This window comes from Gordonia sp. YY1 (assembly GCF_009872315.1).
GTDB lineage: Bacteria > Actinomycetota > Actinomycetes > Mycobacteriales > Mycobacteriaceae > Gordonia > Gordonia amicalis.
In genome coordinates this window covers 65,252-77,394 of the sequence record NZ_WXYI01000003.1, presented here as the reverse complement: position 1 = coordinate 77,394, position 12,143 = coordinate 65,252, and the positions used below count along the sequence as shown (strand labels likewise).

General features: G+C 66.3%; 10 protein-coding genes. All 10 read right to left on the bottom strand.

Features of this window, described 5'->3' with window-relative positions; genetic code table 11:
- Positions 1-199: 199 nt before the first annotated feature.
- The 10 genes from groL to BPODLACK_RS05690 all read right to left on the bottom strand — a co-directional run bounded on the left by groL (position 200) and on the right by BPODLACK_RS05690 (position 12,011).
- The gene (groL, locus tag BPODLACK_RS05735; protein ID WP_042377358.1) at positions 200-1,852 is read right to left on the bottom strand and encodes a chaperonin GroEL; all 1,653 of its coding nucleotides are present in this window, start codon (positions 1,850-1,852) and stop codon (positions 200-202) included.
- A 46-nt stretch (positions 1,853-1,898) separates the two neighbouring features.
- Positions 1,899-2,924, bottom strand: coding sequence for an NAD(P)-dependent alcohol dehydrogenase (locus BPODLACK_RS05730; RefSeq protein ID WP_042377356.1), 1,026 nt, complete (start codon positions 2,922-2,924; stop codon positions 1,899-1,901).
- Positions 2,925-2,927: 3 nt separating this feature from the next.
- A complete protein-coding gene (locus BPODLACK_RS05725; protein ID WP_042377354.1) occupies positions 2,928-3,728 on the bottom strand; it encodes an iron-sulfur cluster assembly protein in 801 nt (266 codons plus the stop codon).
- Positions 3,725-4,771 carry an amidohydrolase family protein gene (locus BPODLACK_RS05720; protein ID WP_042377352.1) on the bottom strand — a complete coding sequence of 349 codons (1,047 nt, stop codon included), beginning with the start codon at positions 4,769-4,771 and terminating at the stop codon, positions 3,725-3,727. The genes BPODLACK_RS05725 and BPODLACK_RS05720 overlap by 4 nt, the downstream gene beginning before the upstream one ends.
- Before the next feature lie 160 nt (positions 4,772-4,931).
- Positions 4,932-5,279, bottom strand: coding sequence for a propane 2-monooxygenase effector subunit MimD (gene mimD / locus BPODLACK_RS05715; protein WP_006360127.1), 348 nt, complete (start codon positions 5,277-5,279; stop codon positions 4,932-4,934).
- Positions 5,276-6,394 carry an aromatic/alkene monooxygenase hydroxylase subunit beta gene (locus BPODLACK_RS05710; protein ID WP_042377350.1) on the bottom strand — a complete coding sequence of 373 codons (1,119 nt, stop codon included), beginning with the start codon at positions 6,392-6,394 and terminating at the stop codon, positions 5,276-5,278. Before BPODLACK_RS05710 ends, mimD begins: the two co-directional genes overlap by 4 nt.
- Positions 6,395-6,423: 29 nt before the next feature.
- Positions 6,424-7,464: a 2Fe-2S iron-sulfur cluster-binding protein gene (locus BPODLACK_RS05705; RefSeq protein ID WP_042377348.1), complete on the bottom strand. Its 1,041-nt coding sequence runs from the start codon at positions 7,462-7,464 to the stop codon at positions 6,424-6,426.
- Positions 7,465-7,630: 166 nt separating this feature from the next.
- The gene (locus BPODLACK_RS05700) at positions 7,631-9,268 is read right to left on the bottom strand and encodes an aromatic/alkene/methane monooxygenase hydroxylase/oxygenase subunit alpha (RefSeq protein ID WP_039880278.1); all 1,638 of its coding nucleotides are present in this window, start codon (positions 9,266-9,268) and stop codon (positions 7,631-7,633) included.
- A gap of 188 nt (positions 9,269-9,456) precedes the next feature.
- Complete coding sequence (locus BPODLACK_RS05695) at positions 9,457-10,596, bottom strand: LuxR C-terminal-related transcriptional regulator (protein WP_159404882.1); 1,140 nt, start codon at positions 10,594-10,596, stop codon at positions 9,457-9,459.
- 32 nt (positions 10,597-10,628) lie between these two features.
- On the bottom strand, positions 10,629-12,011 hold the full coding sequence (locus tag BPODLACK_RS05690) for an FAD-binding oxidoreductase (RefSeq protein ID WP_042377389.1): 1,383 nt from the start codon (positions 12,009-12,011) through the stop codon (positions 10,629-10,631).
- Positions 12,012-12,143 lie beyond the last annotated feature (132 nt).

Here is a 12,143-nt window from a genome sequence, read left to right as displayed (position 1 = left end):
GGACGAGCCTACGTTCACGCGCGTGAACGACCAGGTGTCTTCATCCGATTCGTACTGGTCAAGGGGCATACGGGTGACATTTCGGGCAGCCGGAAGTGGGCCGGTCGCGATCCACGCCGAGAACGAATCTGCAATCGCGACCGGCCCCCGTCGCCGCTGCAGCGACGACGTCCCCGCCGGGGTCTTGGAGGAGGGCGGACTAGTAGATGTTGGAGGGCCGCACCATCCCCTCGGCGAGATCACCGAAGCCCGGGGCCTCGATCGCGCCCGGATGCGTGAACACCTCCTCGACGACGGCGGTCTCGGTGGTGATCAGCAGTGCGGCGATCGACGCGGCGCTCTCCAGCGCGGCCTTGGTGACCTTGGCCGGGTCGATGACGCCTTCGTCGAACATGTCGCCGTAATTGCCGGTCATCGCGTTGAATCCGTGGCCGAGGGGCAGTCCGCTCACGACCTTGACCACCTCCTCGCCGTCGAAGCCGGCGTTGGTGGCGATCCAGAACAACGGTTCGGCCATCGACCGGCGGACGACGTCGATGCCGGCGCCCTCGTCACCGCCCACGTCGCCCAGCGCCTCGAGGGCCCGATGTGCCTGTGCCAGCGCGGTTCCGCCGCCGGAGACGATGCCGTCCTCGACCGCCGCCCGCGTCGCCGCCAGGGCGTCCTCGACGCGGAGCATGCGTTCCTTCAGTTCGACGCTGGTCACGCCACCGACTCGGATGACCGCGACCCGGCCGGTGAGGCGCGCGATCCGTAGCTCCAGGCTGTCCCGGTCGGCGTCGATCCGCGCACGTGCGTGCTGCGCCTCGAGTTGCGCGACACGAGCGTCGACGAGGGTCTGGTCGCCCCGCGCACCGACGATCGTGGTCGAGTCCTCGGTGACGGTGATCCGGTCGCACTGTCCGAGGTGTTCGAGGGAGACCTCGTGCAGCTCGAGGCCGGTGTCCTTGGCGATCACGTGACCACCGAGCGCGACGGCGAGATCCTCGAGTTCGGCGACGCGGCGATGACCGAAGCCGGGTGCCCGGACGACCACCGACTGCATCGTCTTGTGCATGTTGCCGCCGACGAGCAGTTGCAGGGCGGGACCGTCGACGTCCTCGGCGAGCACGACGAGCGGACGGTCGGCGCGCTTGGCCGCCTCGATACTCGGCATGATCTCCTGCACCGAGGTGATCTTCTTGTTCGTCAGCAACACCACCGGGTTGTCCAGAACCGCTTCCATCCGTTCGGGATTGGTGACCATGTACCCGGAGATGTAACCGTGGTCGAACTCGATGCCGTCGACGACGTCCACCGACAGGCCGAGGGTGTCGCTCTCCTCGGTGGTGATGACGCCGTTGCGGCCGACGTATTCGACCGCGGCGGCGATGGCCGAACCGATGACCTCGTCGTCACTCGCGGCCAGGGTCGCGATGCGTTCGAGATCGCTGCGGCCGCCGAGTGTGACGGACTGTTCCGACAGCGCGTCGATGACCGTGCTGATCGCACGCTCGATACCGCGGCGCACCCGCATCGGGTTGGCGCCCTGCTCGACGGCGCGCAGACCTTCGCGAACCATGGCCTGCGCCAACACGGTTGCGGTGGTGGTGCCGTCACCGACAACCCCGTTGGTCTTCATCGCCACTTCCTTGACCAGCTGTGCGCCCATGTTGGCGAACGGATCACGCAGCTGGATCTCGCGGGCGATGGTCACCCCGTCGTTGGTGATGGTCGGTGGGCCGGTGAGCTTCTCGAGGACCGCGTTGCGGCCCTTCGGTCCCAATGTCACCTTGACCGCGTCGGCGAGTGCGTTCACTCCTCGCTCGAGCCGCAGTCGCGCTTCGGCGTTGTAGCGCAACTCCTTGGCCATGGTCGTCCTGCCTTTCTGTGGTGTTCTCGGCTGAAAAATCGAAGGGTCAGGGCACGAGGATCGCGCGACCGCGCACGCGGCCGGCGTCGAGATCGTCCAGTGCCTGCTGGAAATCGGCGAGGGCGTAGGTGCTGGTGTGCAGCTTCACCTTTCCCCGGGCGGCGAGGTCCATCAGCTCACCGAGGTCGTTGTAGGAACCGACCAGGTTGCCGATGAAGTTGATCTCGGTGGAGATCACGTCGATGGTGGGGACGTCGATGTTCTCGCCGTAGCCGACCACGAAGAAGCTGCCGGCGCGGCGCAGCATCGCGGTTCCCTCGGCGGTCGCCCCGCCCTCGCCGACGAAGTCGAGCACGGCCTCGGCACCGTGTCCGTCCGTCAGGTCGAGGACCTGTTGCACATGTGTTCCGTCGGCGACGATGCCGATCTCGGCACCCACCTCCGTGGCGAGTTCCACCGCATCCGGGTTCCGGTCGACGACGACGATCCGCAGGGCGGAGATCGCGGCCAACACCTGGATTCCGATGTGTCCCAGACCTCCTGCGCCGATGACCACGCAGGTGTCGCCGGGCCGCGTCATCCGCGCGACCTTGGCGGCCGCGTGGTAGGCGGTGAGGCCGGCGTCGGCCAACGCCGCCACGTCGGCGGGTTCGAGGGAGTCGTCGATCTTCACGACGCTGCGTGCGGTCGTCTTGAGGAACTCCGCGTAACCGCCGTCGGTGTCGATGCCGGGGAACCGGCTGTTCTCGCAGTGGACGTCGTCGCCGAACCGGCAGGCCCGGCAGAGTCCACAGGTGATCAGCGGATGCAGGATCACCTTGTCCCCGACGGCGACGTTGGTGACCGCGTCACCGATGGCCTCGACCCAGCCGGCGTTCTCGTGGCCGATCGTGTAGGGAAGGGCGACACCGCTCTTCGCCTCCCACTGGCCCTCGAGAATGTGCAGGTCGGTGCGGCAGACGCCGGCACCGCCGATCCGGACGATGACGTCGTGCGGCCCGGTGATCTCGGGGGCCGGGACCTCGTTGAGTTGCAGCTTGTCGTGATAGCCGACGACCTGGACTGCGCGCATGGTTTACTCCTGTTCGCTTCGAGGGTGTGCGCGAAGGCTTTCGCGGAGGTTGGTGATGACGGGGCCGCTGGCCCCGTCGCATTCGTCGTCGTCGGCGTAGCGGGTGGCGAGCAGACCGCGACAGAAGTGGCTGTTGCCCTCCATCGAGATGCGAACGGACCGTGCGAATCTCAACCGCATCGGGATCTGGTCGGCCGGCAGCGCGTGCCCCGCCTCGTCGACGACGACGAGGCTGTTGGGGCAGATGCTGAGGCCCAGCTCCATCCGGCGTCGGAGGAGCGCCGCCTTGTGGCGACCGCGCGGTACATCCCGCAGCGCCAGCCGATCCACCTCGGCCACGGTGACCCGACCGGCAGCGATCTCGGCGGCCACGCATCGTTCCATCGCGGCGGTGTGCGCCTTGCGCTGGAAGGTCAGGCGCAGCTCGTCGAGGCTGTCGAGGGCCTCGACGCCGAAGGTGCCCTTGTATCCGGCACGGGCGTCGAGTCCGGCGTTGATCTTGTCGCTGTCGTGATGATCGTCCAGCAGCACCCGGACCTGTCCGATGCCGTCGACGTCCTCGAGCGCGTCGAGTGCATCGGACCCCATCAGGTAGGCGAAGTTGGGCGAGCAGAAGGACGTCGGGAGACGCAGGTGCACGGTCACGCCCGCCTCGTCGATCAGGATCGACCGCACGAACCTCAGTTCGGTGATCGGCTGGTCGAGTTCGGGATCGAGGACGGTGTCGAGCGCGGCGAGGACGTCGCGCTCGAGGTCCGTCGCGGCATCGGCGACATAACCGGGGGGAGGTGCGATCGTGGTCATGCCGTCACCACATCCTTCGCGCCGGCGGCCACCTCGACTTCCGGATCGGCGGCGCTGGTCGGGAGCTTGAGTTCCTCCGGCACCTCGATGTGCGGGTAGAGCGCTGCCGCGTTGAGGCCGAGGATCTTCTTCTTCTGTTCGACGGTGATCGGGGCGTATTCGGTCATGTCCTCCGGGATCTGGAAGTCGACGAACCGCTCCACGAGCCACTGCGGCGTCCACAGCGCGTAGTCGCTGGCGAACAGGATCTTGTCCTCACCGATCCAGTAGAGGAGTTCGCCGATGATCTGCGCGAAGTACCGGGGCCGGGTGTGGATGAACGGGATCGCCACGGCGAGACCGCCGAACACGTTGGACTCCTGGGTGGCGATCCAGCAGAAGTCCTCGAGCCGCGGCAGGCCGACGTGCTCGATGATGAAGTTCAGATCCGTGTAGTCGGTGGCCACCTTGTCGACGTCGGCCACGTCGAAGGCATCCCGGTCGAGGGGCCGGATGGTGGGTCCCTTGTGGATGTGGATGTTCTTGATGCCGAGTTTGATGCACTCCTCGAGGTAGCGGCGTGACCAGGCGTCGTCGAGCTTGTAACCCCGTGAGTCGCCGATCCATTCGGCGGTGTACAGCTTCACGCCCTTGAGGTTCATGTTGTCGGCGTCCTTGCGGAGCTGCTCGAGGCCGGCCTCGCCGTGGCGGGGATCGTAGGCGTGGTTGTAGGTGAGCAGCTTCGGGTTGTCCTCGCACAGCTTCAGCGAGTCGTCGACCTGGGCGAAACCGTTGACGTAGAAGTCCTTCAGGATCGTCGCCTGGAAGATGGCGTGATCGGCCGGGCCCTCCTCGAACAGGTCGCGCATCAGCCGGTCGGGACCGTAGTAGGTGTAGGTGTCGTAGTCCCAGACCTCTTCCTCGGGGCTGAGATTGCGGTGGTAATCGTAGAAGCAATCGATGAACTGCTTGCCGTGGATGTTGCGCTGATTGGATTCACGGGCGTCCCAGAGGTGGACGTGTGCGTCGACGATGAAGTACTTGTCGCCATTCTTCTCGTACATCGATGACTCCTTGATCGTTCTCGGTGGAAGCGGGCTGCATCCGATGGGGTTGGCGGGGATCGAGAGTTGTTGCCGGCGGGGATTTCTGGGGTGCGCCGTGGCCGCCGGGTGTCCTCGCCGGCGGCCACGACGCAGATCGGGGGGGGGGTGGGGCCTGCGCTCAGCTGGACGCGGTGAGATCGAACCCGATGAACTCGGCGGCGTCCTCGGGGCTCGCGAACAGGAAGGTCCGGTCGTCGAGGTGCACCATTCGCCCGTAGTGGGTGGAGCTGATCTCCTCGAAGATCGATCCGTCGAACTCCTGACCCAGGGCGTCGGTGAGCTCGTCGTAGTCGAACTCGAGCCGGTTGACGCCGTCGACGCGGATCATCGACGGGTACTCGGTGAGTTCGACACCCTCCTTGGCGCCCATGACGTCGGCGACGACGCGGCCGATGGGCGTGTTCATCAGGGTGACGCCGCACATGTTGGAGAACTCGGTCTGTGCGCCGAATTGCATACTGCTCATTGGTTCAGCTCCTCGGGGATGTCGACTTCGATGGCTTTGAGGACGTCACGGAACTTCTCGGTCGCGGCCTCGAGGCTCGTGGCGAAGGTGACCGACTTGTCCGCCGGCTGCGACCAGATCGGTTGCAGCCCACGCGCAGCGTCGAGGCAGCGCGGCACCCATTCCGACAACCACTCGCCGAACAGTGCCCGGTTCTGCGCGCCGTACTGTTCGTCGCGGGAGAGCATCAGGAACAGGGCCCGGGTGTAGTTCAGGTCGCGGTCGTAGTCGTACTCACCGGTGCCGACGATCGTCGGGGTGATGTAATCGCCGTTGCGCGCCGCGACCTGCATGATCAGCTCGGTCCGGAACAGCGAGCCGACGAGCTGCTCGAAGACGATGTTGGTGCAGAACAACAGCTTCGCCCAGTCGCCGATCGCGGTCAGCCGCTCCACGGCCTCCCGGGTCGGCTGCCATTCCGGCGCCGACTGCCAGACCTCCTTGTGCGCCGACCCGTCGAAGGCCTCCTCGGCCTCGGCGAGATCGAGGTTGAACAACGCGAGGTCCTGGGCGAAACGCAGCTTGTGCGCCGCACTGACCGCGACGGCGTTGTTGATCATGTTGGTCGGAGCCGACCGCTGGATCGAGGTGAACACGTGCAGGCCCATGCCGCTCTCGGCGTGCATCCAGGCACCGAGGTTACGCTCGATGAACTTGAGCCAAGAAGGATTCCAGCCGTCGTACACGCGGGCCCGCTTGGCATTCTGCAGACACAGATCGACCTGGTGGACCACCGCCGAGTTGTTGCGGAAGATGGTCTGTTCCCACTCCTCGTTGGGATCGAGGAAGGCGTGCCAGTTGCTCGACTTCGCGGCCGTCCACTCCTGCGGATAGCCGCCGGGACCGCTGCCGAAGCCGTAGATCCAGCCCTGGGTCAGGTGGCGCTCCGGGTCGGGCTGCACGTCGACGGTGACGTCCTCGTAGATCGTCGCCCGCTTCTTGGCCGGCTGATAGTAGTTGTACTTGCGGCTCTTGCTGCTCGGGAATTCCTTGGCGCCGGCCTCGGCGTCGGTGAATTCGATGCTCGGGAAACTGCGTTCGCGCTGTGGTGATTTCGGCGCGGTGGGTGCGGACATACCTGTCGTTCCTCCTCGTTCGGCGACTGCTAGTCGAAAGCCGGGCTGGTGAACTTGTCGTAGAAGGTCTGGTCCCGGGGGACCGAATGTTGGTCGGCGAGAGCGAGAGCCGCATCGACCATGGGTGGGGGGCCGCAGAAATACACCTCCGTTCGGGCGAGGTCGGATTCGCGAGAGTTGACGATGTCGGTGACGTTTCCCTCGGCGACCTCGACGCCGTCCGGGGCGCCGTCGGCCGACTCCGACAGGCAGGCGACGAATCTGAAGTCGGCGATCTTCTCGCCGAGTGAGGCGATCTCGTCGAGGTAGAACAGATCCGCCGCGGTCCGGGCGCCGTAGTAGAAGCGCACCGGCCTGTTCAGACCGGTCTCGCTGACATGGCGCAGCAGCGAGAGCAGCGGGGCCATACCGGCCCCGCCGCCGATGCAGATGATCGGCAGCACATGGCCGTTGCGCAGGGTGCACGACCCGTACGGCCCGTTGATCATGATCTCGTCGCCGGGGGAGAGCCCGTCGGAGAGGAGACCGGCGAAGAGGCCACCCGGGTACTTCTTGATCAAGAACTCCAGCTTGTCCGGAGTGGCCTGGGTGGTCGCGATCGAGAACGAACGCTTCTCCTCGGTACCGGGTACCGAGAGATCCACGTACTGACCGGGTTTGAACTCGAAGGTTTCCGGTTCGACGACGTCGAGACGGAGCGACACGATGTCGGCCGTCACCGGTTCGATGGCGGCGACCCGGGTGCGCACGTCCTGGATCGGTGCGCCGCCGAGGAGTTCGTCCTCGTCGAAGTTGAGAAGCTCGATCTCGCAGTCGCTGTAGGCGTAGGACCGGCACAGCAGCACATAGCCCTCGGCCTCCTCCGCCTCGTTGCAGGCGAAGGTGGAGTAGTTGTCCATCTGGACGTCTCCGTCGAGCATGTACGACTTGCAGGCCGAACAGCGGCCCTCGCGGCACCCGTGCATCAGGTGGATGCCCTGCCGGAACGCGGCATCGAGGATCGATTCGTCCTCGGTCACCTCCATCTCGATGTCGACCGGGGCGAAGTTGATGTGATGTGTGTCGGCCACTGGAACTCCTGTGTCTGGATGAGGGGATGCTGCGCTCCTCAGGGAGCTGGGGGAGGCGACGGCTTGCGGTCGTCACCGCTCCCTGAGGAGCGAGCTCGCGAGCGTCCCCTGCTCCCTGAGCAGCGAGCTTGAGAGCAAACTCGAAGGGGCGCCCGCCTGCGTGCCGTCAGGCCGGCACGGCCCCGTTGGGATTGGCGCGATAAGCCGCGATGTGCGCGTCCCGCTCGGCGTCGGACATCTCGTTGAGCAGCACGTTGGGACTGTTGAAGACGTTGCCGCGGACGTCGTCGAGCGTCCACATCTTCTTCGGGTCCAGATTCAGATGCGGCTGCGGGATGAGGGTCTTGCCGTCGTCGCGGACGTAACCCAGATCCTCGATGATGTCGGCGAGGTCCTTGCCGTGATGCAGGGTCTCCCATTCGCGGAACCCGGTGAGCCTTCCCATGTTCGGGGTGTCCCGGCCGTCGTAGTGGTCGCGGAAGGCGACCGCGTCGGTCCAGTGACAGGTCTCCGAGCAGTAGGTGCGCCACTGATCGTCGACCTTGTCCACGACCATGTCCTCACGGACGAGGCACGGCACCATACAGGTCCAGCAGCGGTGCGGGTACTCGTAATCGACGTCCTCGAAGGCGATCGGCTTGTTGCGGCCCGGGTAGGCGAGGCGGTTGTAGTTCTCCCACCACTTGCCGAACTTGTTGTACCAACCGGGGTACTTCTCCTCGAACCACTCGAAGTCCTTGTCGGTCATGGCGTCGATGCGCCAGTAGTTGACCGGCCAGCCGGTGGCGAAGAAGCGTGCCACCTCGTGGACGTAGTGCTTGTTGGTGATCCGGTTCCAGGCTTCCTCGACCAGATCGTGCGGGATGGTGAGCCCGTACTTCTCCAGCGGCAGAAGGTAACTGCGGTAATAGTCGTCGTAGATCCACCGGCGCCACATCTCCGCGTAGCTTTCCCGGTCCTTGCGCCGGTCCTTGGTGCCGTACTCGATGAAGGTGCCGATCGCGGCGTCGACGACGCAGTGGTTGTTCCACCACGCGTACCGCAGATCACGTTCCAGCAGAGGACGATTGCGCTCGTCGGCGAGCGCCATCAGCAGAATCGAGTAGCCGTTCGAGATGTGCCGCGACTCGTCGGACTGCACCGAGTGGAAGACGGTGGGGAGCAGGTAGTCGCCGTTGGCGGCGGCTTCGTCGGGCATCGCGACGAACAGCGTGTTGGTGAAGGCCGTTTCGGCGACGACGGTCAGGTAGATGTTGGCCGCCGTGATGGCGTCGCCGGTGATGAACCCCTCGCCGAACTGTCGGCCGATGGTGCCGGCGTAGTTGTTGGCGAACGCCTTCTCGGTGATGTCGAAGCCGGCCGGGTCGATGTAGTTGTTCATGTACAGCTTCTTGAGGTTCATCTGAATCGTCGAATGACGGACCTCGTCGATCATCTGCACGGCCAGCCCGTTGTGGATCTCCGGGTTGGGCACCGCGTCGATGGCCATCGGCATCGCGCGGGCCGCCGAGATCTCGGGGAACGGGATGATCGACAGGAACAGCTTCTGCCACTCCAGCCACCGTTCCTGGACCTGGCGGAACATGTTGCCGCGGATGGCGCCGTCCATGGCGCCGTACACGCGGTTGTCCTTCTCCTCCTCCATCGGGAAGTACGACCGCATGATCTGCTTCAGCGGGTCCTTCTTGGGGGCCTTCTCGAAGGTGTAGTCGGTTCCGAATCGAGTGGCCGGGGTCGCGAAGGTGGGCTCCCAGGACAACTCGGTGATCTTCGCATGGGCTTTCGTCAAGCTCTGCCTGCTCAAAGTGCGCCTCCTCTTAGAGGGAGCCGGCGGGTGTGCCGGCCCGCATGGACTGGAGCGACTTCGATACAACCGTGTGATGCAGGTAACAAACGTCTCACTGTGAGACGACTGACCGAATCGCCGGTCTGCGGACGACGAACGGAGGGCCCGCGATGCGGACCCTCCGGGGAATGTGCAGGTGAGGCCGGTTACTCGCCCGACGCGTAGGAGCCGGACGGTGTGAGGGGATCGTTGAGACGCTGCGCGTACTGGTCGAAGTACACCCGGGCGATCAGTTCGCGGCGGCTCCGGACCCCGGCCTTGTCGAAGTTCGACTTCAGGTGATCCTGCACCGTGTATGCCGACACATGCAGGGCAGCGGCGATGTCTTTGGTGGCGACGTTCTGCAACACCATCTGGGTCACGTCACGCTCGCGTGCGGTGAGCCCGAAGGCCTCGACGACCAGGGGGATGATCTCCGGCGGGCGCGCCTCCTCGATCGTGACGACGACCTCGCCGGGCCGTCCGTCCACCGAGGACAACGGAGATGCGTTGATGACGAGCCACATACCCGACCGGCCGCGGACCCGCAGGCGCGGCGGTACCTGAGTCTCGCCGGCGCCGTAGCGTCGTGCTGCACCGATCAGGCCGTAGATGGGGTTCGCCGCGGCGGCACTGTTCGGGCCCGCCGCGAGGTCGTCGATGCGCTCCTGGCTGCCGGCGCTCATCTGCACGATCTCGTTGTTGCGATCGATGATCAGGACGGCGGGCCCGCAGTTGATCGAGGGCCGCTGTTCGGCGACGACCCTGCTGAGCAGGCCGATCCGTACCCCGTGGGCGAGGGTCTGGGACAGCGAACCGAGGAAGTCGATCTCGTCCTCGGTGAACGGGCGGCAGCCCGCCCCGCTGCGGAACATCGCGATCCCGGCCCACACCCGGTCCCCGTCGCGCAGCACGACGCGCGCCTCGTCGTGGAAGCAGTACTCCGGGATCATGAGCTGCGTCATGTGTTCGGACTGCTGGGTCCGACCCCGGGTCAGGAGATTGAGACCGACGGCATCGCGCTTCTGCGCCACCAGTTCTCGGTAACTGGACGGTTCGACCTGGCCGTACTCGAGGAGACCCCAATCCGGGTCTTTGTGATCCTGCCCGAGCAGGTCCCCGTATTTGCGCGCCGATGTCAGCATGATGGTGTTGGGATCGAAGGTGCCGATGCAGGCGGCATCGATGGGTACCGCACGACGTAACGAATCCACGGTTTCCGCGAAGAAGTCGTCGAGGCCGAGACCGGCGTGCGCCACGACTTCGATGTCGCGGCGCACGCGCTCGGCGGTCAGGCTCGATGTCATCTGGCAATGATGTTCCTGAGCTGCATCGATGTCTATCCCACAAAGCTGGGATCATCCACCCGGAGGACCCCGGTCGGGTCGTGACGGCGGCGGATCGTCTCGAGGCGCACCCGCTGGTCGGGTGTCCAGAGCTGCTCACGTTCGGCGGCGTCGAGTCCGCAGAAGTTCAGCAGTGCACCGGCCGACCACGGCGCGACGGCCCGGGTGACCGCGGTCAGATGTGCGCCGACCTGGTCGCCGAGGGGACCGGCGGGCACTCCGATCGCGATCACGTTGAAGGCGCCGTGGCGACCGGCGATCGCGTTGGGTACGCGCTGCGGCTGCGTCAGCGCACCGCCCATCAGGCGGACCTCGACGATGGCCAGGGGGCTTGCGACGTGCGGCCCGGCGACCTCGAGAAGGGCGTCGACGGCCGACGCCGGGAACTCGCGCAGGACGCTGCCGCCCTCGGCGGAGGGCATCGGGCCGGGCGGGTCCATGTGCACGGCGTCGAGAGCAGCGGTCGGCAGCACGTCGATGTTCTCGAGCAGGATGGGGCCCGCCGAGCGCATGGGGGCGAGAAGCGCTGCCGCGGTGGCCGGGTCGCCGGTGTGGGTGTAGCGGACATGCACCGCGAGCTGCCCCTGCAACGGGGCCGGCAGGTTGGGGTCCGGCGGGAGGCGCAGGATCGCGACCGAGGTGCCGGCCTCCTCCGGCAGCGTCGGCGCCCATTCACGCCAGGCGTGGAGAACGTCGGCCGCCGCCGAGCCGGCGAAGAAGATGCCGCCGCCGTAGACGGTGGGGAGCTCGAAGAGGTCGAACTCGATGGCGGTGACGATGCCGAAGCCATCGCGTCCGCCGAGGATCGCCCAGTACAGATCAGAACCGGCCGAGGGGTCGACCGTTCGGACGATCCCGTCCGCGGTCACCAGTTCGATCGACCGGACATGATCTGCGGCCCAACCGAATCGGCGTCCGAGCGGACTGAGGCCGCCGCCTAGGTGGTAGCCGACCACGCCGACCGACGACGACGAGCCGGCCAGCCCGGTCAGTCCGTGAGGAGCGGTGGCCGCGGCGAGGTCACGCCAGCGGACGCCGGCACCGACGCGGGCGGTCCTGGTGGCCGGGTCGACGACGATGTCGGTCATCCGCGAGGTGGTGACGACGACCGTGCCGCGCCCCTCGATCGGGGCCCCGTGTCCGGTGGCCCGGGCGCCGACCCGCAGTCCGTTGGCCCGCGCGTATCGCACTGCGGCGGCGACGTCTTCGGCGCCGGTCGCGCCGACGACGACCTGGGCGGCCGGGATGGCGACCAGGTTGAACCCGGTCAGTTCGGCGGTGTAACCGTCGTCGGTCGGAGTCAGGACGGGACCTGCGACGGCGGTGACGAGGGCGTCGAGGTCGGTGAAGTCGATCGGTTCGGAGGTGATGGACACGGTGGGGTTCCTTCGCGGTTCGGTGATCGGAGCGGATGGTGGAGCGGGGTCGGGTGCGGTGTTCCGCACCGCGGGTCCCGATGTGTTCATGGCACTCAGAGTCGCTGAGCACCTTTTGTTCCCGCCATCCCT